The sequence below is a fragment of the Acinetobacter sp. 1294243 genome (genome assembly GCF_000588015.1).
Classification (GTDB): Bacteria; Pseudomonadota; Gammaproteobacteria; order Pseudomonadales; family Moraxellaceae; genus Acinetobacter; species Acinetobacter pittii.
This window is the reverse complement of sequence record NZ_JFXG01000006.1, coordinates 47,054-71,173: the sequence shown is the minus strand read 5'-3', so window position 1 is coordinate 71,173 and position 24,120 is coordinate 47,054. Positions and strand designations below refer to the sequence as shown.

The following is a 24,120-nucleotide window of genomic DNA, read 5'->3' as shown; positions in this document are numbered from 1 at the left end:
AAAGGAGTCCGAAGACTCCTTTTTTTATTCATGTAAATTCGTGGTGATTTTCTGCATAATTTGCAGTAATACGTCAAATTCACTTTGTAGCGGCGTACTTTTACGAGTGACTAATGCTAAAATGCGGCTTGGAGCATCTTCAATTGGTTTTGCAGTAATTTGATCATTAAACTTGATCATACTATTTTCAATTGCAATTTCTGGTAAAAGCGTAAAACCTAAATCAGAAGAAACCATTTCAACTAAAGTTGGTAAAGAGCTTGCTTTTAAACGGTTGTCATTTTTACGTTCACCGATAGGGCATGCACTTAAAACGTGGTCACGTAAACAGTGGCCTTCTTCAAGCAAAATTAATCTCGATAAATCAAGATCATCTAGTGAGTTTGCTTGCAAAGCATTTGTATCTTGCTTACTACATACAAGGTACAAATTTTCTTTCGAGATTTCAGCGACTTTTAGGCCTCTGGTATCAAACGGTAGAGCAAGAACAATCATGTCTAGATTACCGTGTTCTAGACGCTCTACAATTTTTTCACTTTGAGCTTCATGCAGATGCAACTGAATTTTAGGTAACTGCTGATGCACTTCATCAAGTAACCGTGTCAGGATAAAAGGTGCAATGGTTGGGATAACTCCCAAATGCAAATCGCCTGTTAACGGTTCACTCATTTCACGGCTCAAACGCATTAAATCTTGAGCATCTGCTAGTAGTACACGGGCACGAGCAACAACTTGTTCACCCAATGGTGTTAAACGCACATTCTGACGGTCACGCTCTACCAGAACGCCACCTAACAATCGTTCAAGCTCCATGATGCCGCCTGATAACGTCGATTGCGTGACAAAAGAGCGGCGTGCTGCTTCAGTAAAATGCAAAGTTTCCGACAACGTAACTAAATATGATAGCTGTCTTAGTGAGGGTAATGCAGCCATAGTGTCCTAGTATGATGATTTAAAATGATGCGCAAATAAACCGCTAAGCTGAGGAATAAAATGTGCAGGGATATCATGCCCCATTCCATCAATTAATTCAAACTTAGCACCGGAAATTGCTTTTGCTACAGCCTTACCATGACTAGGTGGAAGTAAGCGATCACGAGAGCCATGTAAGACTAACGCGGGTTGCTTAATTTCACGGTCCAGTTGAAGTAAGGAGCCTGTACATAATATTGCTAAAAACTGTTGAAGTACACCAGCAGGATAATAGCTACGTTGATAAAGTTTGCGTGCAGTTTGCATTGCTTCAATCTGGTTGACGTAACCAGGTGAACCAATCAATTGAAATAATTTTAAACTGTGATTAACAATACCATCTTCGTCACGTGACTCAGGTTTGCCAATTAAACTCAAAAGCTGTTTCGGAAAAGGAGGGGGTAAAAAAGGCTGATTATTACTTGTAAACATGAGTCCCAATTTCTCAACCTTTTCAGGATATTTTGCTGCAAGAATTTGAGCGATCATCCCGCCCATTGATGCACCAATGACATGTGTTTTAGTCACGCCTAAGCGGTCAATAAGCATTGATACATCATCTGCCATATCATGCAGAGTATAAGGGGCACCTTGATTACTTAGTCCGAGCGCAAAGCGACCCATCAATTTAACCGTATTTAACCGTTTACCTTCATGACGTACTTTTGAAGAAAGGCCAATATCGCGGTTATCAAAACGAATAACACGAAAACCTTGATCAATGAGTGATTTACAGAAGAAATCCGGCCAGAAAAGCATTTGAGCGCCAAGACCCATAATCAGCAAAATGGTTGGATGTTCCGGTTTTCCACCTACTTCTACATGTAGCTCAATACCATTGCCTAAGTTGACCTTGGTTTCTTGCATGAAAGATGTGTACGGCGAAATGTTAAACTGTAAGGCACTATTCATGTTATTCATTCCTTAAAGGAATACTCACAAAAGAGTATTCCTGATTCAAACCTTATGCTTGGGCTGGAATAAGATCTGGAACAAGCTTTGTTAAAGTTAAGCGTTGTTTACCTGCTGTTGCACCTAACAATACGAAACCACGCAATGTTCCTTCATTGTCAATTGCTTTAGCAAGCATACCATCGTCGAACTCTTCTGTTTCCCAGTTCACTTCTACATTCATTGGAGCTGGTAACACTGTAAGTGGAGCTGCAGGAGTTTTTACTGCAACTGGCATAGCAGGGTAGTGCACGGCAGTTTGTTGTCCGCTGAGGGTTTTTGCAAGAGCACGAGCTTGCTGCATAATCGGCATTACATACGGAAGTAGCGTGCCATTTACTTCAGCGCAATCGCCAATCGCATAAATATCGGCTTTATTTGTTTCAAGTAAACTATTGGTAATAATGCCACGGCTTGTTTGAATATCTGCACTTTTAGCAAGTGAAATATTTGGCTGTAAACCAATCGCTGAAAGAACGATGTCGGCTACCAAAGTTTGGCCGTTTGCGAGTGTAATCGCATAATCTTCGCCATTATTAATTTTACTGACTTTTTCAACGGTTGTGCCTAATGCAAATTTAACACCAGCCTCTTCGAGATTTTGCTGGAATGCAGAAGCAATATGACCTGGCAATAAGCGACCTAATGGTTGAGGTGCCAAATCAATGACAGTAATGTCATATTCACTATGAAGTAAGTCATTGGCGAATTCACAACCAATTAAACCAGCACCTAAAATAACAACACGTTTGTCTTTACGTTGAGCTAGATTTTCACGGAAAGCACGGTAATCAATTAGCGAGTTCACTACATGAATGTCATCACTACCATCGCCTGCAATTGCAAGACGAATTGGGTTAGCACCAACAGCTAAAATCAGTTTTGAATAGGGTTGATTCGAAGTTACCCCATCTTTCTCAAGAACAAGCTCATGACGTTCAGCTAAAATTTCTTTTACAAAAGTGAAAGGCTCAATACGCATATTGAGTTGGGCACCCATTTTAGCAGCATCACCTAAAGCAATCTGTTCAGGTGCTTTTTTACCTGCAAATGCATTTGATAATGTTGGTTTTGCATAATTCACTGCATCATCCGCACAAATCATCACAAGTTCTTGCTCTGGGCTAAGCTTACGAAACTCACGTGCTAAGGTATAACCCGCCATGCCTGATCCGATAATGACGATAGGATGCATTTTTCTCTCCAGAGTTAGAATTGTTTAATTAATACGGTAATGGGTAATATTCGTAAAAAAGACCATGTCAATCATGGCCTTTTGCTTTAAATCATTAGATTTCGATCATTTCGAAGTCAGCTTTTGAAACGCCGCAATCAGGGCAAGTCCAGTCATCAGGGATATCTTCCCATTTTGTTCCAGCTGCAATGCCGTCTTGTGGCCAACCTTCTGCTTCATCGTAAATCCATCCACAAACGATACATTGATATTTTTTCATGAGACTCTCCGCACTGATAAGTTTGCTCAAAGCTGCCTTTCAGTAAAACTATTCCATCTATTAATAATGTAACCACGATCCGGTCAATAATAACCAATGTGCCTTTGATCGGATATCAAATTTTTACGCAGTTCTACATTTAATGTAAAGCAAATAACGGAGTTTAATCATTCGTAAGCAAAGATGAATGGCAGGTTAGGACAAATAAGTGGTTTTTTAGGCAAAACTTGGGCATAAACTAATAATAACTAATACATTCTTAACGTTAATTTTAAACTTAATGTTGTTTGTGAAATTATTGAGAAATAAAAAGTGCCTTCTCATTTAAAAGATTTATATAATAAGAAAGCTAAATAACAACAAATAAAGATTCAACAGATGTCATCATTAAACGCGAAAATTAAAAGTCGACATCATAAAAACGGCATAAATCAGGGAAGTAAAATATGGAAAATTTAGAATATGAAGTAGAGATTGAGGCGCCTATAGAGAAAGTATGGGAATTACTTTGGAATAGCGAGACATATAATGCTTGGACAAAATTTTTTGCCCCAGATTCCTCAATGTGTACCGATTGGCAAATTGGTGGTAAAACTTATTTCTTAGATGGCGAAGGCAATGGCATGGTTTCCACCATTGAAGAATTGAAAAAGCCGGAAATCTTGATTTTTAAACATTTAGGAATGATTAAGGACGGTAAGGAAGATTTAGAAAGTGAAGAAGTTAAAGGCTGGAGTGGTTCCCAAGAAAAATATTTTTTGAGCCAGCACGATAGTGTAACTACTTTAAAAGTCGAATTAGCCACCTTACCTGAATACATGGGTATGTTGAAAAGTGGCTTCGTTCAAGGATTTGACGTAATCAAGAAATTGGCAGAAGAAAAATAGGCAATCTGCATTAATTTAAGCCAAATATTTTTTATAAATTTTCATAATCAAATCATTGAGGCGAGAAGGATAGGCCAAACGATGATGTCCGCCTTCAAAGGTTTCAATATTCATGTAGGGCGCAAGTTTTTCTTGAACCTGATACATATCAAGTTGCTCATCTCCTAATTCTAAATAAGCCATTTTAGGATTAGAGTGAGTAAGTTCTTCTTCGGAAAGCTGAGGGTAGTCTGCCCGAAAATTAGGGGTAAGACTTGGATTTGCCACAATCACAGCTAATTTATGTTGAGCGGCAGTTTTTAAGGCCCAATATCCTCCAAGGCTGTGACCAACCAGTAAATCAGGTTTGATCGTCTGAATAGCCTGATGATAAAAGTACTCAACAGATGCATAACTTAAGTTACGATAATCAACGTCAATACAAAATTTTTCAGGATGTGAAATGGCGTGGAACTTTGTCGATTCACGAGAAGAATCCAAGCCATGTAAAAATAAAATTTTCATTATTTACGACACAATCTCATTGATAAAATACAAGGCAAATAGGGCCTTTGAATATCGAGGTTATTTGGATTTTTTTATATTTTACTAAAAGCTTTAAAAAATGATCTTAGCGATTGGTCTAAGTCATTTTTCCTTTAAAAAGTACTGCTCTTTTCTATAAATTGTCTTTTTTCATTTTTGTTTGATTGAAATCATTCGAAAAACTCCTGCAATCTGTTAAGCTATGCCACTTCATTTTTACTTAATCGAGGCAGAGATGACGCAACAAAACGCTCAATCGACTTCTGAACCAACTATTTCCGAAAACGATTTAATTGCACAGCGTCATGCCAAATTAAAGCAAATCCAAGATGTTGCGAAGGAAACTGGAAAGAGTCCTTGGCCAAATACTTTTAAGCGTGAACATTACGCAGCTGATCTACAAGAACAATTTAAAGATCAGTCGAAAGAACAAATTGAAAGCGCTGAGCATGTCTATGTAAAAGTGGCTGGCCGTGTCATGTTAAACCGTGGTTCTTTCATGGTGATTCAAGACATGACAGGTCGTATTCAGTTATATGTTGACCGTAAAGGCTTACCAAAAGATATTCTTGAAACTATTAAAGGTTTAGATCTTGGTGACATTATTGCTGCCGAAGGTTATATCGGACGTTCAGGCAAAGGTGACTTATATGTTCATCTTGAAGGTTTTGAACTTCTTACAAAATCTCTTCGTCCGTTACCAGATAAATTTCATGGCTTAAATGACACAGAAGTTAAGTACCGTAAACGCTACCTTGACTTAATTGTGAATGAAGAAACACGTAAGACTTTTGAAATCCGTGCCAAAGTTGTTGCAGGTATTCGAGCATTCTTAAACAATGAGCGTTTCATGGAAGTTGAAACGCCAATGATGCATGTGATTCCAGGTGGTGCTTCTGCACGTCCATTCGAAACACATCACAATGCTTTGGATATGCCTTTATTCTTACGTATTGCGCCTGAACTTTATTTGAAGCGTTTAGTTGTGGGTGGTTTTGAGCGTGTGTTTGAAATCAACCGTAACTTCCGTAATGAAGGGGTGTCAACACGTCACAACCCTGAATTCACGATGATCGAGTTTTATCAGGCATATGCTGATTATAAAGACCTAATGGCATTGACTGAAAATATGCTTGAAAAGTTGGCTTTGGATATTCTAGGTACAACTGATGTTCCTTACCAAGGTGAAGTATTTAGCTTCAAAGGACCATTCAAGAAAATCTCTATGTTCGATGCGATCTTAGAGAATAATCCGCAGTTCACACCTGAAAATGTAGGTGATCGCGAGTTTCTTGCAAAATTTATTCGTGAAGAGTTGAAAGAAGAGGTTAAGCCAGGTTTTGGTTTAGGTAAGCTTCAAACAATCGTATTTGAAGAAACTGTTGAAACTAAACTTCGTCAGCCAACATTTATTACTGATTACCCAGCGGAAACTTCTCCATTGGCGCGTCGTAATGATGACAATCCACACGTTACAGATCGTTTTGAATTCTTCATCGGTGGTCGCGAGTTAGCAAATAGCTTCAGCGAGTTAAATGACCCAATCGATCAAGCTGAGCGTTTCCAAGCGCAAGTTGCTGAAAAAGACGCTGGTGATGATGAAGCAATGCATTACGATGCAGAGTTTGTTGAAGCACTTGAATATGGTTTACCTCCAACAGCAGGTGAAGGTATTGGTATTGACCGTTTGGTTATGTTATTTGCTGACGCACCAAGTATTCGTGATGTAATTTTATTCCCGCATATGCGCCGTAAAGAAGGTTAATCTTCTAAGATGCAAAAAGGCAGTATTTATACTGCCTTTTTTATTACTTTTTATATCTAGAAACTTACCTAATTATACTAATCTTAAGATAGCGTTAAAAAATGTAATTGCACAGTTTAACAATTGCAAAGTTGTGATAAAAAATTTAAGGTGTTGCTCATAAATAACTTTGAGAATTGGCTGGCATGTTTCTAAGAAAAACACTTTCAATTGCAATATTGGCAACTGCTTCATCCGCTATTTTTGCACAAGGTTTAGTGCTAAATAATGAAGACTTACGTACCGACTTAAACTGGTTAAATCAACAAGGTGTTATCAGTATTAGCACTTCAACTTGGCCGTTAAGTGGTGATGAAATTCAAAGAGCACTTTCTCAAGCAAAAGTGACGCATCCAGCTCAACAAAAAGTTATTAATTCAGTACTTAATGCGTTAAAAGCAGATAACAATACAGTTAAAGTGGGTGCTTTTGCTGAATCTGATATTAAAAATATTCCACAAGCATTTGGCGATAACCAAAAATCACAGTACCAAGGTTCATTAGAGTTTAATGCTGGCGGTGAAAACTGGGATGCTAAAATCCGAGTAAATGCAGAAAAAGATCCTCAAATTGATAATGGACAAGACGTTAATGTTGAAGGTTCATATGTCGCTGGTAAACTTTGGAATCAATGGGTAGTTGCAGGTCAAATTCCAACATGGTGGGGACCTGGACACGATGGTAGCTTAATTCGTGGTGATGCTAGTCGACCAGTTTATGGGGTAACTGCACAACGTGCTGTGCAAAATGCTTTTGAGACAAAATGGTTGTCTTGGATTGGACCTTGGCAATACCAAGCTTTTGCTGGTCAATTAGATGATTATAAAATACATAATGCAAAATTAATTGGGATGCGTTTAACTGCACAACCATTTCCTGCTTTAGAACTTGGTGCTTCTAGAGCGATTCAAATTGGTGGAGATGGTCAGCCAAATAGTTTTAAAGCCTATTGGAATGCGATTATCGGTAAAGATAATGGTTGTACTGAAAGTAGTTGTGTGGGCGAAGATAATGCATCTAATCAGTTAGCAGGTTTTGATGCTCGTTTACAATTACAACCGTTGTTTAATATCCCAGTCAGTGTTTACGGGCAATATGTAGGGGAAGATGAGGCGGGGGGTTTACCATCTAAAAAAATGTATTTGGCTGGAGCAGATTATTCTTCAATAGTTAATAATATGCCTTATCAACTCTATGCTGAATGGGCAGATACACGTACAAATGGTGATGCAAGAGGGATTTCATATAATCACCACCAATATACAGATGGCTATTATCAACATGGTTTCTCGTTAGGTCATGCGATGGGTGGTGACGGGCAAATGTATTCAGTGGGTGGTGATATCCGCTTTGATGTCATGAACCGTTTAAGTGGTCGTGCAATGGTGGTTAAAGTTAACCAATCTAACTTGGCAATCAATAAAGCATTCCCTAAAGATGATGAAATTAAAGCGCTTGATTTAACATGGACGCATTTCATCAAACCTGATCTTCCATTAAAAATTAATGGATGGGTAAGTGATTCGGATCTTGAGGGTAATGATGTAGGCGCATCTATTGGTATTGAAATTCCATTAGAACGTAAAATGTTTGGTTTCTAAGATTAGATTATGTTTTAAAAAAAGAGAAGCGATTAATGCTTCTCTTTTTTTATGGTTTTTAAAGAAATCTAAAGACTAGAACATGATTTGCTTAAGTTGACTATACAAGCTAGGATTACAAAGTTATGCATGTGAATCAGCATATTACATGTATATGATTAAATCGAATATCAATATGAAAAAACAAGCAAAAGGAATCGGTTTTAAATCACTATAATGCATAACTAATGCTATAAGCCATATAAAGGCTTGTGGTTTGATTATCTATCACGAAAAATTGGAGTTGTTATGGCACTCGTTCCTCCACATGGTCTTCTAGGTGGTGGTTTAATACTACTTCTAGATTTTATGGGCAAAATGGATAGAGAAGGGCGTGTTCATGACTGAATCAAGACTTACACATCTCAAGCAACTTGAAGCTGAGAGTATTCATATTATCCGTGAAGTAGCCGCAGAATTTGAAAATCCAGTCATGCTTTACTCAATTGGTAAAGACTCGGCTGTGATGCTTCATCTTGCATTGAAGGCATTTTATCCTGCAAAACTTCCTTTCCCTTTATTACATGTAGATACGGGCTGGAAGTTTAAAGACATGATCGCGTTTCGCGATAACATGGCAAAAACACATGGTTTTGATTTAATTGTTCATCAGAATAAAGAAGGCCGTGAAGCAGGAATCAACCCATTTGATCATGGCAGTTCGAAATATACGGATATTATGAAAACCCAGGCTTTAAAACAGGCTTTGGATAAATATCAGTTCGATGCTGCTTTTGGTGGTGCGCGCCGTGACGAAGAAAAATCACGTGCGAAAGAGCGCGTATATTCATTCCGTGATAGTAAACATCGTTGGGATCCTAAAAACCAACGTCCTGAACTTTGGAACCTTTACAATGGTAAAGTGAACAAAGGCGAAAGTATTCGTGTATTCCCTTTATCTAACTGGACTGAGTTGGATATCTGGCAATATATCTATTTAGAAAATATTCAAATCGTTCCTCTTTATTTCTCTGCTGTTCGTCCAGTAGTAGAGCGTAGCGGTACGTTAATCATGGTTGATGATGAGCGTATGCGTCTAAAAGAGGGTGAAGTTCCACAGATGAAGTCTGTACGTTTCCGTACGCTTGGCTGTTACCCGTTAACTGGTGCAGTTGAGTCTGAAGCAGATACGTTACCTGAAATTATCCAAGAGATGCTTTTAGCCACGAGTTCTGAGCGTCAAGGTCGTATGATTGACCATGATGAAGCGGGCTCAATGGAAAAGAAAAAGCAAGAAGGCTATTTCTAAGACAATTTCTAAATTTGTGGAGTTTGAGCAATGTCTCATCAATCAGAATTAATCAGTCAAGATATCTTGGCCTATTTAAAGCAACATGAACAAAAAGACCTTCTACGCTTTTTGACTTGCGGTAACGTAGACGATGGTAAAAGTACGCTTATTGGACGTTTACTCTACGATTCAAAATTGATTTATGAAGATCAATTGCAAGCAGTAACGCGTGACAGTAAAAAAGTAGGAACTACGGGTGATGCACCAGACTTGGCGTTACTAGTAGATGGCCTTCAAGCAGAACGTGAACAAGGTATTACCATTGACGTAGCTTACCGTTATTTCTCAACAGAAAAGCGTAAGTTTATTATTGCGGATACCCCAGGGCATGAGCAATATACACGTAACATGGCAACAGGTGCGTCAACTGCGGACTTGGCAATCATCTTGATTGATGCGCGTTATGGTGTACAAACTCAAACTCGTCGCCATACGTTTATTGCGAGTTTGCTTGGTATTAAAAATATCGTTGTTGCAATCAATAAGATGGACTTGGTTGAATATTCACCTGAACGTTTCACTGAAATTCAGATTGAATATGATGCTTTCGTAAGCCAATTAGGTGATCGTCGTCCAGCCAATATTCAGTTTGTACCAATCTCTGCCTTAAATGGCGATAATGTTGTGAATCCGTCAGCTCATACGCCGTGGTACAAGGGTCAAACCTTGATGAGCATTCTTGAGTCGGTGGAAATCAGTCGTGAATCGAATAAACACGAATTCCGTTTCCCTGTTCAGTATGTAAACCGTCCAAATCTTGATTTCCGTGGTTTTGCGGGTACCGTTGCTTTAGGTGAAATCAATGTTGGTGATGAGATTGTTGCACTGCCATCAGGTAAGCGTTCAACAGTTAAAGAAATCGTTACTTTTGATGGAAACCTTGAGCAGGCTGTAGCGGGTCAAGCGGTTACATTGACCCTCAATGATGAAATTGATATTAGCCGTGGTAACGTTTTGGTACGTGCTGGCGAGCAACCATTAATTTCACGTAGTGTTCGTGCTTCAGTGGTGTGGATGAATGAGCATCCGCTCGTGAAAGGTAAGTTATACAACGTTAAGATTGGTACCCAGACTGTTCCTGCTAAAGTCACTAATATTCACTATCGAGTGAATGTGAATACACTTGAACATACTCATGTGGAAGAGCTTGAGTTAAATGCAATTGCAGATGTTGTAGTTGAGTTCGATGCGCCAGTTGTGTTTGATCAATATCAAGATTCTCGTTATACAGGTTCATTCATCTTCATTGACCGCTTAAGCAACGTAACGGTTGGTGCTGGTATGGTTGAGGCTGCTGTTGAATGGACTGCACATAGTAATCCTGTAACAGCTGAAGATCGTGCTGCACGTTTGGGCCAAAAGCCAGCGGTGATTGGGATTTCTGCACAGTTAATCGAGAAATCTCAAGTTTTAGAAAGCTTATTGATCCAACAAGGTGTAGTTGCGATTGCAAAAGCCAACTTAACTGCTGAGCAAATTACTTTATTGCGTGAGACAGGTGTTGTAGTTATTACTACGGCTGTGGATGGCACAGATACAGAAGTTACTGCTGAAACCGTTGAAGAAGCAGTTGAAAAAGTTGTTGAATTAGTCCGTCTTTAATAGGCTGAATTAATTTTGAAAAAACCCGCCTAAGCGGGTTTTTTTTATTGGGTTTAGAAAATACTTTGAGCTTTTAAAGTTAAATATTCTCTTAAATCTTTAGGATAGCTCTGAATCATCTTTAAAAATATATCTCGATCACCTTGATATAAGGCACGTGTTGCTTCTTCGTAATTTGGCATATTGCCCAACATGGCAGACATAAAACGGTCGATGGCTTGTTTAGCGAGCATAATATTACCTTCAGAATTTGGGTTATTTAACTCTTTATCAATTAACTTACGAATTACTGCTGATGCACTCGCACTTTGTTGATCTAACCAATTCCAATGTTTTTTCTGTAAAGTGATTTCACGAGAAATTACTCCGAGTTTAGGTCGTCCAACTTTTTTAATTTCTTCCGGTTCACCATAACGTTGATGAAATTCTTGTTCCGAACCAGAAAGATCAAGATCAATTTGTTGACCTGTTTGATCATTAAAAATCAGAATATTTTCCGTTGTTTTCGGAAGATCTTTGAGTTTTTTTGCAAGTTCAATAAGGGAGTCACTCGCAATAAGCGTGCTTCCAGTGAAGGCAGTATAGGTGAATTTAGTATTCATTTTAGCCATATATTTTTATCTGGGTAAAATAATATTATCAGGGTAAAATTAATTTGGCAAATAATTAAAATTATAACCAAAGAATTATTTGATTTTATGAGTGTAGTCTATGAAGTTAGGACTATAAAAATAGTCAAGATAATGAGCTATTTAAAATTTTACTCTGTTTTAGTATCGCTTTTATGAGAGAATACGCCTTTAGTTGTATGTATAGAGACTCCTATGTTTGAGCAATCTCCTGAATCTTTAAGCGATATCGAAATTTTAGACATTTTACAGTCGATGAAAAAAGATAAGCTAGATACGGAAGCAAATGAGATCATCCGTAACGGGGGAAAAGCAGGACGTCAGGAAGCACATAAACAGGCTTTAGTGGCACTGAATACAAATTTTGAAGAAAAGTTTGTAGAGGCAGTTACTCTTGCACTAGGTTTAAATGCAGCTCAAGCTAAAAAAATTCGCTATAAAAAAGATCGAATTCGTATTTTAAAAGCGCGTGGTATTGATTATTTAGCTATTGATGGTGCAGAAACAGCGCAAGTTTTGGCACAAATTTCACAAGCGATTGTTCGAGAAGATGCAATAGTTACTCATGACTTACATGACATCTTCCCATTTTGGAAAGAAGGTTGGCCAATGGTGCAATTTGATAATGCCTATAAAATTTTAGAAGAAGATATTAGCTTGCACTTTCATGCGTTCTTAGACGCCATGATTGAATATATAAATAAATAAAAATAAAAGCCCCGTTTGGGGCTTTTATTTATAGGGGAATAATTAAAGTGTACTAAAGAGCGGGAAAACGCCAATCACTAATGCAGTGCCCATCAAAACCATACATGTTATAAATGCCCATTTAAATGTGAACTTTTGATGATCTGCAAAGTCAACTTTAGCAAGACCGCATAACAAGTAAGTTGATGGAACAAGAGGCGATAGTAAGTGTACTGGTTGACCTACAATTGATGCACGAGCAATAGCTTCTGGGCTAATACCGTAATGTGAAGCCGCTTCAGCAAGAATTGGTAAAACACCATAGAAGAATGCATCATTTGACATAAAGAATGTCAAAGGCATACTGACTAAAGCGGTAATCGGTGCAAGATATGGACCCATGCTTGGAGGAATCATTGCGACGAATTCTTTAGACATCGCCTCAACCATACCTGTACCAGATAGAATACCTGTGAAAATACCTGCTGCGAAAATTAAACCTACAACAGCTAAAATACTATCTGCATGCATTGCGATACGCTTTTTCTGCATATCAACATCAGGATAGTTAATCAGCATTGCAATACAGAACGCTAGCATGAATAGCACTGACATTGGCAAAATGCCTTTGATTAATGCAATCATGAGAATAATAGTAAGTACCATATTTACTTTACGTAAATGTGGACGCGTCGCTTCAGGGTCTTTCGACACTGTAATATTGTCACCATGATGACTTTCAAGCTCAATCACGCCTAAACGTTTTTGCTCATAACGGCCATATAAATATGCCAAGAAGAATAACCAACCAATACTAATGATCATTGGAAGGATCATTGGTACGAAAATATGGCTTGGATCAACTTGTAACGCACTTGCAGCACGAGCAGTAGGGCCACCCCATGGCGTTAGGTTCATTACACCACTACATAACAGCATAAGCGCAGTCATGATGAGTGTGTTCATTCCTAGACGTTGATAAAGTGGCAACATTGCAGCCACACAGATCATATAGGTGGTTGAGCCATCACCATCTAAAGAAACGAGAGTGGTTAAAAAGACAGTTCCTAGAGTAATTTTTAAAGGATCGCCTTTAACTTTTTTCAAAATCCATTTAACCGGGGGGTCGAAAAGACCTGCATCGATCATTAAGGCAAAATACAAAATTGCGAATAAAAGCATTACGCCAGTTGGCGCTAATTTTTTGATGCCATCCAGCATCATCTCACTGAGACCTTTAAGTTCAATGTGACTTAAACTTTCAAAGTAATGACCTAGGCCCCAAGCAATGAGAGAAAAAATAAACGGGATGAGAATTAAAGCAATAATAGGGCTTAAACGTTTGGACATGATTAAGTACATGAAGCACAAAATCATGCCAACACCAAGTAATGTCAGCATACAATCAATCCTTTGCCTATAGTTTTACTGAACAAGTTTATTCAAAACTCTGACCTTGGTTATTCTTATTAATTTTTATTAAAAAGACAAATAATATATTTAGTTTATTTGGTTAATATATATTCGTTTGGATGGGTATATTTAGATGAAATACTGAACATATATATTAAGATTATAATGGTTTTATAATAAATGAATGCTATTATAAAATAATATAAAGGTATTATAAAAATAAAAATTATATGGCATTTTTTTTAATTATATATATTTTGATGAGTGAAATGAGAAGAAGAAGCATTTAGGGGCTTACTTTGAGCTAAGCTACATAAGTTTGTTTGCAATGTAAATGGGGCTTAATCACTTTATAAGCAGTTAAGAGATATAGATTATTTTATTAATTTTCAGTATTTAAGCTTTAATAGAGTTGTTAAATAAAATAATAATACTTTTAGATTAAAAGAGCAAATTGAATAAATGAATCTAAAATAATTATTACATATATTTAAAAAAGTTATTTAGTTTTAAAAAAATACCCCAGCTAAATTGTGGGGCATTTAAATTAATAACGATTAGTTTTCATCAATTGATGAGTGTGTTTCGGTTTGTTCTAAAATCCGAGTTACAAGAAGTTGGTCAATTTTAAAATGGTCGACATCGACAACTTCAAATTTATATCCACCAAATTCCACAAAATCTGCTGGACGGGGAATTTTGCGTAAACGGTACATCATGAAACCTGCAAGCGTCTCATAGTTTTCTTCATCAGGCATTTCATCAATTTCAAGAGCATGTCTTAGATCATCAATTGGTGTACTGCCATCAATTAACCATGAGTTATTATCACGTTTAATGATTTGCTGTTCTTCTTCAATAGGAGTAACCCAATCACCCATAACTGTGATCATGATATCGCTTAATGTAATCACTCCGACAACAAGTGCATATTCATTGATAACGACAGCAAATTTCTCTTTTGTAGAACGAAAACGGTCAAGTAGTTCAGAGAGTGTGAGAGTGTCGGGAATCATGAGTACAGTACGAATAGTAGACTCATTCAATTGAGTTGGTGATTGATTATTTAAAATGCGTACTAAGAAATCTTTAGCATCAACATAACCAATAACCTGATCAATATTTTCATTACACACTAAAAATTTCGAGTAAGGATATTCTGCTAATTTTTGACGAATACTATCTTCATGTTCATTTAAGGTGAAGTAAACGACGTTTTCGCGTGTCGTCATGCTTGAAGGTACAGTACGTTCTTCTAGTTCAAAAACATTCTCAATAAAGTGGTGTTCTTGTTTTTGAAGTACGCCAGCTTGAGCACCTGCATCCATGACTGCTGAGATATCATCAAAAGTAATGTTATCTTCGCGTGTTGTATTGACTTTAAACAAGCGAAATAACAGATTCGCAATAGCATTAATTCCCCAAGCTAAGGGTTTACACACCTTAATAAAAACTTGAATCGGGTTAATAACGCTAATTGCAATTTTTTCAGGTGCAATCATTGCCAAGCGTTTTGGCATGAGATCGGCAAATAAAATAAATAGAGAAGTTACTAAAGTGAAGGAGAGGGCAAAACCGATAGTTTGTGTCCAAGGACCTTCATAAAAGCGGTCAACTAAAGTGACAAAAAAGGGACGAAAAGCAGCTTCACCCAAAATACCGCCTAAAATTGCAACTGCATTTAGGCCAATTTGAGAAGCTGCAAAAAAATCGGCAGATTGTTCTTGTAGATCAAGTACTTGTTGGGCACGTTCTTCGCCAGCTTCGGCTAAAATTTTTAACTTTACTTTTCTGGCACCAGCCAATGCAATTTCAGTTAAAGATAAAAAGCCTGCTGCGATGATGAGCAGTACGATGATAATGATATTTTGAAAGAGACTCACAAATCACCCGAGGTTCATCATTATTATGACTATGTTTTAACACAAAAAAGCGCTGAGGTAATCAGATTGATTGCTCAGCGCTTGAAGATAATGTCTAAAATCGACAATTAAATTAAAATTTATTTAATAGTGAGAAAATTGTGAATTGTTGGTTAGAAATTCACGGTTTTCTTCTTCAATCATTTGACGAGCAACAAATAAAATAAGTTGGCGTAACCAGCGATGAGCAGGATGATGATGTAATAACGGACACCAAGCCATTTTGAGTTCAAATTCTGGAATATAAAAAGGAGGATCCTTTATAACCAGTTTAGGATTTTGAGTTTGTAGGCGCGCCATTCGAGTTGGAAGGGTGGCAATCAAGTCAACATTTTGAGCAAGTAATGCTGGCATTTGGTAGTGACGGGTAAATACAGAAATTTTACGACGTTGACCAATACGTTCTAATGCCTGATCAATCCAGCCTAAACCGCCTTGTTTATCTGGATTTACACCAAAACCTACGCCCATACCTGTTTTAGAAACCCAGATATGTTGTGCATCTAAATAACTTTTGAGGTTCAAATGAGTTACTGCAGGGTGTTTGTCATTAAGGATACAGCTGAAACTATCACGCCAAACTAAAACTTGGTGGAAACTTTGCGGTATTTCATTAAATCTATTAATCGCAAGATCAACTTTACCTTGTTCCATGTCTCTATAAGACACATCACTTGGTGTAAGAAAGTCGAGTACAACATTGGGAGCTTCAGAGCGTAGAGCTTTGACAAGGCGCGGGACTAAAGTTGCCTCGGCATAGTCAGATGTCATAATGCGGAAAACGCGATTACTTGTATAAGGGCGGAATTCGGTACGGGGTTCCAAAATCATGGAGAGATCAGAAAGGGCATCACGAATACGAGGTTGTAATTCAAGTGCACGTTCTGTTGGGGTCATCCCTTCGGAAGAACGGATAAGAAGTGGATCATTAAATAAATTACGTAAGCGACGTAAAATATTACTCATTGCAGGCTGAGTTACCCCAAGCTGTTCGGCTGCGCGCGTAACATTTTTTTCACGAAGAAGTACATCAAGATATATTAATAGATTAAGATCTACTCGCTCCAGATTCATAAAAAAAATACCGAAAATAAAACCCTGAAATTGTTTCAAATTATGCCATATTTAATAATCATTGTGTGAAAAAATGATGAGAAAAGCGACATTTTTTGTAGGAATTAAGTAGGGTGGAAAGGCGTTTCAAAGGCACGATTTTACTGTCTTTGCTTAGTTTTGAATGAAAGAAATCTAAATAGAATATATTTATAAATAATTTTTCAATTTCTAGCATATGAATTGACTTTTTGCATTGGCAAAAATAGGCTAATTTACAATTGACTTTTAGATTTAAAAATGAGTGGAAAATCTCCAAAAATTGTATAAAAATAAGACTTAGTGAGTTTTTAGAATAAAACTCTATACTCCTTTAGGATAATTTTATTTTTATAAACAAAGTGTTAAGGTTTTTGGTTTTATCTATAATATCGATTTATTGGTATATTTTTTAAATAAATACTGAAGATTAACAAAGGATATTGGATTAATTGATTGGCTAAGTCTAAGCTGTGCTCATGATGAAGCAGCTGGTGTCATAAGAAATTTAAGTAACGTGACTCTAGGCTTCGATCGATGAAATCCTAAAATGAATACAGGACAATATCATGACTACATATCAAACAGCGATTGATGCAGTACGTCAATTAAAAGCAAAATTCGGCAACACTTGGGCAGACATTAGCCCAGAAGATGCTGCTCGTATGCAACTTCAAAACCGTTTCAAAACTGGTTTAGATATTGCTAAGTATACAGCTGCGATTATGCGTCGTGATATGGCTGAATACGATGCTGACTCAAGCAAATACACTCAATCATTAGGTTGCTGGCATGGTTTCATCGCACAACAAAAAATGATTGCGAACAAAAAATATTTCGGTACTACAAGCAAACGTTATATCTACCTTTCTGGTTGGATGGTTGCTGCTCTTCGCTCTGAATTTGGTCCACTTCCTGACCAATCTATGCACGAGAAAACTTCTGTTCCTGCATTGATCGAAGAAATCTATACTTTCTTACGTCAAGCTGACGCAAAAGAATTAAACGATTTATTCCGTGCGCTTAAAAAAGCACAAGAAGCTGGTGATACTGCTAAAGCAGCTGAAATCACAGCTCAAATCGACAACTTTGAAACTCACGTTGTGCCAATTATTGCGGACATCGATGCTGGTTTCGGTAACGAAGAAGCAACTTACCTACTTGCTAAGAAAATGATCGAAGCTGGTGCTTGTGCGCTTCAAATCGAAAACCAAGTTTCTGATGCTAAACAATGTGGTCACCAAGCTGGTAAAGTAACTGTTCCACACGAAGACTTCATCGCTAAGATCCATGCATTACGTTATGCATTCTTAGAAATGGGTCTTGAAGAAGGTATCATTGTTGCGCGTACTGACTCTGAAGGCGCTGACTTGACTCAAAAAATCCCAGTGGTTAAAGAGCCAGGTGACATCGCTTCTCAATACATCAGCTACTTAGATACTCAAGAAATTGACATTGCTGATGCTCAAGAAGATGAAATCTTAATCAAGCGTGATGGTAAATTACACCGTCCTAAGCGTTTACCTTCTGGCTTATATCAGTTCCGTGCTGACACTCAAATTGACCGTGTTGTACTTGACTGTGTGTCTAGCTTACAAAATGGTGCTGACCTTCTTTGGATCGAAACTGCGACTCCAAACGTAGAAGAAATCGCACACATGGTTAACCGTGTTAAAGAAGTTGTTCCAAATGCTAAGCTTGTTTATAACAACAGTCCATCATTCAACTGGACTTTAAACTTCCGTCAACAAGCTTACGACCGTTGGGTTGCTGAAGGTAAAGACGTTTCTGCATATGACCGCGCTAAATTAATGAGTGCTGAATATGACAACACTGAATTAGCTGCTGATGCTGATGACAAGATCCGTACTTTCCAAGCAGATGCTTCTCGTGAAGCGGGTGTATTCCATCACTTGATCACACTTCCGACTTACCACACTGCTGCTCTTTCTACTCATGAGCTTGCACAAGGTTACTTCGGTTCTGAAGGTATGTTGGCTTATGTTGCTGGCGTACAACGTAAAGAAATCCGCGGTGGTATCGCTTGTGTTAAACACCAAGCAATGGCGGGTTCTGACATCGGTGATGATCACAAAGAAATCTTCTCTGGTGACAATGCTCTTAAAGCACATGACGATGCTAAAAACACAATGAACCAATTCGCAGCTCACTAAGAATTGATTCATAAAAAAACCCGCTCAAATGAGCGGGTTTTTTTAATTATTAAAAATTATTTTTTCAAAACATAGTGTTCGGCTAAAGAGCCTTCAACTTTTTTACCTTCCATATCTAAAGCAGTTGCAGTATTTTCACCAATAAAGAATTTACGGTTTTGGCCTTTATCATCTAAGGTAATGACTGAAGTATTATCTTTGTCGAAAGTAAAGGTACCATGGGTTTCAAATGGGTTTGTATCACCTTTACCAAGATAAGTTTCGGTCAGCTCGTAGGTTTTATCATCTTTAAGTTCTAATTCAGTTTTAATACCTTCACAGTCCGCACATGGGAGAGTGCCTTTATATGTGCCGTCCCAATCGAGTGAGTTTTCAGCTATGTGTGCGGTATCTACAGCATTATTATTTGCTTCAGTGGTTTGCGCTGGAGCAGATGCTTGAGTTGTCGTCTCGGCTTTATTTTCATTTTTGCTACAAGCGGCAAGAAGGATACTTAAGAGTGCTACTGATAACAATGTTTTTTTCATGATGATCTAAACCTCGGAAAATAAATAAAAAACAAGTAAACAGGCTATGAAATATAAGAGCCTAATAAAAGTTTAAGTATGTAATTTAATTTTAACAAAAGGTAAAGTGAGTGAAATTTAATCAAAAAGAAAGATATAAAATTAAAAAAAGTATCCACTAAAAAATTAAGTGAATACCTTTATATATTAAGGTTGAGAAGAAACCCCACCTAAAGAATCACAAGCTGATTTATAAAGTTGATATTGTTGCTTTAAAACTTCATCGAGCGGCATGTCGAATAACTCTTCACCATTCTTGTAACTTTCTACATATGAAGTCGCCTTTTCTTTGCTTACCGCTAAAGACTGCTGGTAGTAAGAATTGATTGAGCTTGTTGCAATCTGACTTGTCTCAACATTTTTACATTCAAAATTATGGAGAATTTTTTCTGCACGTTTGACCTCACTAGATTGGCCAAAAATACACCCAGTTAAAAAGACAAGTGGCGTTAACACGAAAAAAAGTTTCATGGAGAGCAAGTATGGAAGCAACGGTGGGCGCTATTGTATAAATAATTCCATGAGTTACTGTGGTTTTATGTTAGACATTGATTGTTTTTTAACTCATTAAAATCAAAAAATTGTATCTAATTTTATCATTTTGCTTATTTTTATATTTGGTGCGTATTTTGCTTATAACTTTAAGCACTTATTTTGAACATATGAACCAGAATGAATCAGGTACAAACGTTTTCAAAAAACTCTTTAGCACCATTTTGGTATGCGCGATTAGAGCTCGGATTTTGTTTTGAAAATTCGCGCACCATAATGAGTCATAGAAAGCACCATGGCCCTGTAAGGGTGCAAAAAATGCTCTGGCCTGAAAAAACAGGCGTATGTCATGCGATTATTGTACATCCTCCAGCAGGAATCGCAGGAGGAGATCATCTTACTTTTCAAATTGAAACCAAAGATCAAGCTCATGCGGTTGTAACGACTCCTGGTGCGGGAAAGTGGTATAAAACCAATGGGAAGCAGGCCTTTCAGCATATTCATCTTCATGTCCGAGATCGGTCTATTTTGGAGTGGGTTCCACAAGAAACGATGCTGTTTGATGGAGCTCTAGCACACTCAGAAACTCATATTCATCTTGATCTTGCTGCCAGTTTTATTGGCTGGGATATGTTGGTACTCGGGCGGCAGGCACGCGCTGAACGTTTTGTGCAGGGAAGTTATCACAACCAGTTTAAGTTGTGGCGAGAACAAAAATTATTGGTTGCAGATACATTGTTTTTTGAGGGTGAAGACCGTTGGCTTAGTTCGTGTTTAGGTATGAATAATCAAGCAGTAATGGGAAGTTTTTGGGCCGTAGCACCTGAGAAATATCGGTCATCATTTTATTTAGAACAACAGCTCGAACTCATTCGCGAATTGATGATGCGTATGCAAGCACCTGTAACTTTAACATTATTAGATGATGTAGTTTGTGCGCGTTTCTTGGGAAATGATGTCCGACATTGCCATGATGCATTTGCGGCAATAAGAGCAAGATTAAGACGTTATTGGTTTGAATTAGATGAAGAATTTCCGAGAATTTGGAGAACCTAAGTTACGTTAAATTGCGTATTTAAAAAACGATTAAAACAAGTATGCTGCTTTTGAGCACGTATTTTGCTTAAAGAAAGTTAGATGCTATTTAGGAAAGAGATATGGAACTCAATCCAACAGAAAAAGATAAATTACTTATTTTTACCGCAGGGCTGGTCGCTGAGCGCCGTAAAGCTCGTGGCTTAAAGCTAAATTATCCGGAAGCTATCGCTTTTATTTCTGCTGCTTTGCTTGAAGGGGCGAGGGATGGTATGACGGTGAGTGACTTGATGCATTACGGAACAACTTTATTAAAGCGCGAAGATGTGATGGATGGTGTGCCAGAAATGATTGCTGAGGTTCAGGTCGAAGCAACTTTTCCTGATGGCTCGAAGTTAGTCACTGTTCATCAGCCAATCATATAAAAGGAGCGTTTATGATCCCTGGTCAAATCATTACTCCAGATACAGACATTGAGCTGAATGTTGGACGACAAACTTTAAAAGTTGTAGTTGCTAATATTGGCGATCGGCCTATTCAGGTGGGTTCACATTTTCATTTTTATGAAGCAAATGATGCACTACAGTTTGACCGTGAAACAGCGAAAGGCTTTCGGTTAAATATTGCAGCAGGCACGGCAATACGTTTTGAACCGGGACAAAGTCGGGAAGTGGAGCTTGTTGCTTTAGCGGGTAAGCGAGAAGTATATGGTTTTGCTGGTCGAGTCATGGGGCGTTTGGATGAAAATGTTGATTAGAAAAGCAATGAAAGATGACACAGATACTATCGTTGCCATAATCGCTCCATATGTAGATCAAGTGATTGCAAATGAAGAAGGGCGCTCACGCTTTAAACCAGAAGTCATACAAACAATTTTTGATCGAGAAGATATTCATTATTTTGTTGGAGAGATTGATCAACAGATCGTGGGTATAGTCGCTTATATGGAACCCTCACATTTAATGCATTTTTTTATTAAAAAAATGCATTTGAAACTAGGTCTAGGGCGACAGCTTTGGGATTTCATAGAAGAAAAAATTAAAAATGAAAATATAGACGTTGAGAAAATTACGGTAAATTCAAGTTTTTATGCTCAAGATGTCTATGAAAAATTTGGTTTTATTGTAAGTGGTGATGCTGCTGAAAAATGGGGAATCCGGTTTATCCCGATGACAAAATATTATGCTTTGCCATCAGAAAAATAAGGAACTAATCATATGAAAATGTCACGTCGTGCATATGCTGAAATGTTTGGTCCAACGGTTGGTGATCGTATTCGCTTGGCTGATACAGAGCTTTTTATTGAGGTTGAGCAAGATCTAACGACTTATGGTGAAGAAGTTAAGTTTGGCGGTGGCAAAGTTATTCGTGATGGAATGGGGCAATCTCAACTTTTAGCTGATGAAGTTGCCGACACTGTGATTACCAATGCTTTGATTGTCGATTGGTGGGGGATTGTAAAAGCTGATGTTGGCTTAAAAAATGGTCGAATTTGGAAAATAGGGAAAGCTGGAAATCCTGATATTCAACCTGACATTACTATTCCTTTAGGTGCTGCAACAGAAGTGATTGCGGGTGAAGGCCAAATTTTAACGGCAGGTGGTATTGATACTCACATTCACTGGATTTGCCCACAGCAAGTTGAAACGGCACTAATGTCGGGGACAACAACAATGGTGGGTGGTGGTACGGGACCTGCGGCAGGTACTTCGGCAACGACAGTGACTCCAGGGCCTTGGCATATTGCGACCATGTTGCAAGCCATTGATGATTTACCTATGAACATTGGACTGTTAGGCAAAGGTAATTTGAGTTTGCCAGCCCCAATTCGAGAGCAAATTAAAGCTGGGGTAATTGGTTTAAAGCTGCATGAAGATTGGGGTTCAACACCAGCAGCCATTGATAACTGCTTGAGTGTGGCAGATGAGTTTGATGTGCAGGTTGCAATTCATACAGATACTTTAAATGAAGGTGGGTTTTTAGAAGAGACTCTAGCTGCATTTAAAGATCGCACGATTCATACGTACCATACCGAAGGCGCGGGTGGTGGGCATGCACCTGACATTTTAAAGGCAATTGGACAAAGTAATGTGTTGCCATCTTCAACTAATCCAACACGTCCTTATACGATTAATACCATTGATGAGCATTTAGACATGCTCATGGTTTGCCACCATTTAGACCCAGCAATTGCTGAAGATATTGCTTTTGCAGAAAGCCGTATTCGCCGTGAAACTATTGCCGCTGAAGATATTTTGCAAGACTTAGGCGCAATTGCCATGATGTCCTCTGACTCTCAGGCGATGGGTCGTGTGGGTGAAGTAATTATACGTACTTGGCAAACTGCTCATAAAATGAAAATTCAACGTGGTCCTTTAGAGGGTGATAATGAGTTTCATGATAACAATCGCGTTAAACGCTACATTGCCAAATATACAATTAACCCAGCCATTACCCATGGTTTAAGCCATGAAATTGGTTCGATTGAAGTTGGAAAACTTGCTGATTTAGTGTTATGGAAGCCTGCATTTTTTGGTGTAAAACCTTCCATGATTATTAAAGGTGGCATGATTGCAGCGGCACCGATGGGTGACATTAATGCTTCAATTCCGACACCTCAACCCGTGCATTATCGCCCAATGTTTGGTGCCTATCCGCGTGGTGTACATAACACCTGTATTACCTTTTTATCTCAAGTGGCAATTGATGAAAAAGTTGCTGAGAAACTAAATCTTAAAAAGTTAATTAGCCCATGTAAAAACACGCGTGCAATTACTAAAGCCGATATGAAGCACAACACATATTGTCCAGTCATGCATGTTCATCCTGAAACTTACGAGGTGCGGGCTGATGGTGAATTATTAACGTGTGAACCTGCAGACACATTACCAATGGCTCAGCGTTATTTCTTATTTTGATGAATTTTATAGAGATGATATGTCTCATTACTCTAGATATGAAAGAAATAAATAAGGAGAGAGAAG

General features: G+C 38.0%; 24 protein-coding genes. 13 read left to right on the top strand and 11 right to left on the bottom strand.

Features of this window, described 5'->3' with window-relative positions; translation table 11 throughout:
• Positions 1-24: 24 nt before the first annotated feature.
• The 4 genes from oxyR to rubA form a co-directional block, all read right to left on the bottom strand.
• Positions 25-933: a LysR family transcriptional regulator OxyR gene (oxyR, locus tag J655_RS13290; protein WP_005802965.1), complete on the bottom strand. Its 909-nt coding sequence runs from the start codon at positions 931-933 to the stop codon at positions 25-27.
• Between the two features lie 6 nt (positions 934-939).
• The gene (gene estB, locus J655_RS13285) at positions 940-1,884 is read right to left on the bottom strand and encodes an esterase EstB (protein WP_002117541.1); all 945 of its coding nucleotides are present in this window, start codon (positions 1,882-1,884) and stop codon (positions 940-942) included.
• Between the two features lie 52 nt (positions 1,885-1,936).
• On the bottom strand, positions 1,937-3,118 hold the full coding sequence (gene rubB / locus J655_RS13280) for a rubredoxin reductase RubB (RefSeq protein WP_032052479.1): 1,182 nt from the start codon (positions 3,116-3,118) through the stop codon (positions 1,937-1,939).
• A 94-nt stretch (positions 3,119-3,212) separates the two neighbouring features.
• Positions 3,213-3,377, bottom strand: coding sequence for a rubredoxin RubA (rubA, locus tag J655_RS13275; protein ID WP_000760495.1), 165 nt, complete (start codon positions 3,375-3,377; stop codon positions 3,213-3,215).
• 446 nt (positions 3,378-3,823) lie between these two features.
• On the opposite strand from rubA, the gene J655_RS13270 reads away from it, so the two are divergent.
• Entirely contained in the window at positions 3,824-4,264 is a 441-nt protein-coding gene (locus J655_RS13270) for an SRPBCC family protein (RefSeq protein WP_005075481.1), read from the top strand.
• A gap of 15 nt (positions 4,265-4,279) precedes the next feature.
• Here J655_RS13270 and J655_RS13265 read toward each other — a convergent pair whose 3' ends face one another.
• Positions 4,280-4,768 (bottom strand): YqiA/YcfP family alpha/beta fold hydrolase, encoded by a 489-nt coding sequence (locus J655_RS13265; protein WP_005075483.1) that lies wholly within the window; start codon positions 4,766-4,768, stop codon positions 4,280-4,282.
• Between the two features lie 256 nt (positions 4,769-5,024).
• Between J655_RS13265 and lysS the strand changes: the two genes are divergently transcribed.
• From lysS to cysN, 5 genes are all read left to right on the top strand, one after another.
• Positions 5,025-6,554: a lysine--tRNA ligase gene (gene lysS, locus J655_RS13260; RefSeq protein WP_032052478.1), complete on the top strand. Its 1,530-nt coding sequence runs from the start codon at positions 5,025-5,027 to the stop codon at positions 6,552-6,554.
• A 185-nt stretch (positions 6,555-6,739) separates the two neighbouring features.
• The gene (locus tag J655_RS13255; protein ID WP_032005880.1) at positions 6,740-8,194 is read left to right on the top strand and encodes a capsule assembly Wzi family protein; all 1,455 of its coding nucleotides are present in this window, start codon (positions 6,740-6,742) and stop codon (positions 8,192-8,194) included.
• Between the two features lie 288 nt (positions 8,195-8,482).
• Positions 8,483-8,581, top strand: coding sequence for a hypothetical protein (locus tag J655_RS25160; RefSeq protein ID WP_004793966.1), 99 nt, complete (start codon positions 8,483-8,485; stop codon positions 8,579-8,581).
• Entirely contained in the window at positions 8,574-9,482 is a 909-nt protein-coding gene (gene cysD, locus J655_RS13250; RefSeq protein ID WP_000140408.1) for a sulfate adenylyltransferase subunit CysD, read from the top strand. The genes J655_RS25160 and cysD overlap by 8 nt, the downstream gene beginning before the upstream one ends.
• Before the next feature lie 30 nt (positions 9,483-9,512).
• Complete coding sequence (cysN, locus tag J655_RS13245) at positions 9,513-11,126, top strand: sulfate adenylyltransferase subunit CysN (protein ID WP_005802949.1); 1,614 nt, start codon at positions 9,513-9,515, stop codon at positions 11,124-11,126.
• Between the two features lie 53 nt (positions 11,127-11,179).
• Here cysN and J655_RS13240 read toward each other — a convergent pair whose 3' ends face one another.
• On the bottom strand, positions 11,180-11,737 hold the full coding sequence (locus J655_RS13240; protein WP_081403793.1) for a DUF2239 family protein: 558 nt from the start codon (positions 11,735-11,737) through the stop codon (positions 11,180-11,182).
• A 213-nt stretch (positions 11,738-11,950) separates the two neighbouring features.
• Between J655_RS13240 and J655_RS13235 the strand changes: the two genes are divergently transcribed.
• The gene (locus J655_RS13235) at positions 11,951-12,463 is read left to right on the top strand and encodes a hypothetical protein (protein ID WP_002117749.1); all 513 of its coding nucleotides are present in this window, start codon (positions 11,951-11,953) and stop codon (positions 12,461-12,463) included.
• A 42-nt stretch (positions 12,464-12,505) separates the two neighbouring features.
• Here the strand turns inward: J655_RS13235 and J655_RS13230 are convergent, their stop codons facing one another.
• From J655_RS13230 to J655_RS13220, 3 genes are all read right to left on the bottom strand, one after another.
• On the bottom strand, positions 12,506-13,843 hold the full coding sequence (locus J655_RS13230) for a CitMHS family transporter (RefSeq protein WP_002117607.1): 1,338 nt from the start codon (positions 13,841-13,843) through the stop codon (positions 12,506-12,508).
• Between the two features lie 569 nt (positions 13,844-14,412).
• On the bottom strand, positions 14,413-15,738 hold the full coding sequence (locus J655_RS13225) for a hemolysin family protein (protein ID WP_002117726.1): 1,326 nt from the start codon (positions 15,736-15,738) through the stop codon (positions 14,413-14,415).
• Between the two features lie 123 nt (positions 15,739-15,861).
• Positions 15,862-16,851 carry a LysR family transcriptional regulator gene (locus J655_RS13220; RefSeq protein ID WP_004703082.1) on the bottom strand — a complete coding sequence of 330 codons (990 nt, stop codon included), beginning with the start codon at positions 16,849-16,851 and terminating at the stop codon, positions 15,862-15,864.
• Positions 16,852-17,438: 587 nt separating this feature from the next.
• On the opposite strand from J655_RS13220, the gene J655_RS13215 reads away from it, so the two are divergent.
• Positions 17,439-19,043 (top strand): isocitrate lyase, encoded by a 1,605-nt coding sequence (locus J655_RS13215; protein WP_002117581.1) that lies wholly within the window; start codon positions 17,439-17,441, stop codon positions 19,041-19,043.
• 56 nt (positions 19,044-19,099) lie between these two features.
• On the opposite strand, the gene J655_RS13210 is transcribed toward J655_RS13215, so the two are convergent.
• Together J655_RS13210 and J655_RS13205 are read right to left on the bottom strand one after the other, a co-directional pair.
• A complete protein-coding gene (locus J655_RS13210; RefSeq protein ID WP_032052476.1) occupies positions 19,100-19,570 on the bottom strand; it encodes a copper resistance protein NlpE in 471 nt (156 codons plus the stop codon).
• Positions 19,571-19,756: 186 nt separating this feature from the next.
• Positions 19,757-20,080 carry a hypothetical protein gene (locus J655_RS13205; RefSeq protein WP_005070594.1) on the bottom strand — a complete coding sequence of 108 codons (324 nt, stop codon included), beginning with the start codon at positions 20,078-20,080 and terminating at the stop codon, positions 19,757-19,759.
• Positions 20,081-20,281: 201 nt separating this feature from the next.
• Here J655_RS13205 and J655_RS13200 point away from each other — a divergent pair, with 201 nt between their 5' ends.
• The 5 genes from J655_RS13200 (at position 20,282) to ureC (ending at position 24,054) form a co-directional block, all read left to right on the top strand.
• A complete protein-coding gene (locus tag J655_RS13200) occupies positions 20,282-21,157 on the top strand; it encodes an urease accessory protein UreD (protein ID WP_032005883.1) in 876 nt (291 codons plus the stop codon).
• A 101-nt stretch (positions 21,158-21,258) separates the two neighbouring features.
• Entirely contained in the window at positions 21,259-21,561 is a 303-nt protein-coding gene (gene ureA, locus J655_RS13195; protein ID WP_005070589.1) for an urease subunit gamma, read from the top strand.
• Between the two features lie 11 nt (positions 21,562-21,572).
• A complete protein-coding gene (locus tag J655_RS13190; protein ID WP_005070586.1) occupies positions 21,573-21,893 on the top strand; it encodes an urease subunit beta in 321 nt (106 codons plus the stop codon).
• Positions 21,883-22,341, top strand: coding sequence for a GNAT family N-acetyltransferase (locus J655_RS13185; RefSeq protein ID WP_005802935.1), 459 nt, complete (start codon positions 21,883-21,885; stop codon positions 22,339-22,341). The genes J655_RS13190 and J655_RS13185 overlap by 11 nt, the downstream gene beginning before the upstream one ends.
• 12 nt (positions 22,342-22,353) lie before the next feature.
• Positions 22,354-24,054, top strand: coding sequence for an urease subunit alpha (ureC, locus tag J655_RS13180; protein ID WP_005802933.1), 1,701 nt, complete (start codon positions 22,354-22,356; stop codon positions 24,052-24,054).
• The last annotated feature ends 66 nt before the right edge of the window (positions 24,055-24,120 follow it).

Bases quoted from the DNA above. Each gene is read 5' to 3' on its own strand.
- rubA (WP_000760495.1), bottom strand. From the start codon at position 3,377: ATGAAAAAATATCAATGTATCGTTTGTGGATGGATTTACGATGAAGCA.
- J655_RS13200 (WP_032005883.1), top strand. From the start codon at position 20,282: ATGAATCAGGTACAAACGTTTTCAAAAAACTCTTTAGCACCATTTTGG.
- cysN (WP_005802949.1), top strand. From the start codon at position 9,513: ATGTCTCATCAATCAGAATTAATCAGTCAAGATATCTTGGCCTATTTA.
- J655_RS25160 (WP_004793966.1), top strand. From the start codon at position 8,483: ATGGCACTCGTTCCTCCACATGGTCTTCTAGGTGGTGGTTTAATACTA.
- lysS (WP_032052478.1), top strand. From the start codon at position 5,025: ATGACGCAACAAAACGCTCAATCGACTTCTGAACCAACTATTTCCGAA.
- J655_RS13215 (WP_002117581.1), top strand. From the start codon at position 17,439: ATGACTACATATCAAACAGCGATTGATGCAGTACGTCAATTAAAAGCA.
- J655_RS13205 (WP_005070594.1), bottom strand. From the start codon at position 20,080: ATGAAACTTTTTTTCGTGTTAACGCCACTTGTCTTTTTAACTGGGTGT.
- J655_RS13190 (WP_005070586.1), top strand. From the start codon at position 21,573: ATGATCCCTGGTCAAATCATTACTCCAGATACAGACATTGAGCTGAAT.
- estB (WP_002117541.1), bottom strand. From the start codon at position 1,884: ATGAATAGTGCCTTACAGTTTAACATTTCGCCGTACACATCTTTCATG.
- oxyR (WP_005802965.1), bottom strand. From the start codon at position 933: ATGGCTGCATTACCCTCACTAAGACAGCTATCATATTTAGTTACGTTG.
- J655_RS13240 (WP_081403793.1), bottom strand. From the start codon at position 11,737: ATGGCTAAAATGAATACTAAATTCACCTATACTGCCTTCACTGGAAGC.
- J655_RS13235 (WP_002117749.1), top strand. From the start codon at position 11,951: ATGTTTGAGCAATCTCCTGAATCTTTAAGCGATATCGAAATTTTAGAC.
- J655_RS13210 (WP_032052476.1), bottom strand. From the start codon at position 19,570: ATGAAAAAAACATTGTTATCAGTAGCACTCTTAAGTATCCTTCTTGCC.
- ureC (WP_005802933.1), top strand. From the start codon at position 22,354: ATGAAAATGTCACGTCGTGCATATGCTGAAATGTTTGGTCCAACGGTT.
- cysD (WP_000140408.1), top strand. From the start codon at position 8,574: ATGACTGAATCAAGACTTACACATCTCAAGCAACTTGAAGCTGAGAGT.
- J655_RS13230 (WP_002117607.1), bottom strand. From the start codon at position 13,843: ATGCTGACATTACTTGGTGTTGGCATGATTTTGTGCTTCATGTACTTA.
- J655_RS13185 (WP_005802935.1), top strand. From the start codon at position 21,883: ATGTTGATTAGAAAAGCAATGAAAGATGACACAGATACTATCGTTGCC.
- rubB (WP_032052479.1), bottom strand. From the start codon at position 3,118: ATGCATCCTATCGTCATTATCGGATCAGGCATGGCGGGTTATACCTTA.
- J655_RS13265 (WP_005075483.1), bottom strand. From the start codon at position 4,768: ATGAAAATTTTATTTTTACATGGCTTGGATTCTTCTCGTGAATCGACA.
- J655_RS13270 (WP_005075481.1), top strand. From the start codon at position 3,824: ATGGAAAATTTAGAATATGAAGTAGAGATTGAGGCGCCTATAGAGAAA.
- J655_RS13255 (WP_032005880.1), top strand. From the start codon at position 6,740: ATGTTTCTAAGAAAAACACTTTCAATTGCAATATTGGCAACTGCTTCA.
- J655_RS13220 (WP_004703082.1), bottom strand. From the start codon at position 16,851: ATGAATCTGGAGCGAGTAGATCTTAATCTATTAATATATCTTGATGTA.
- ureA (WP_005070589.1), top strand. From the start codon at position 21,259: ATGGAACTCAATCCAACAGAAAAAGATAAATTACTTATTTTTACCGCA.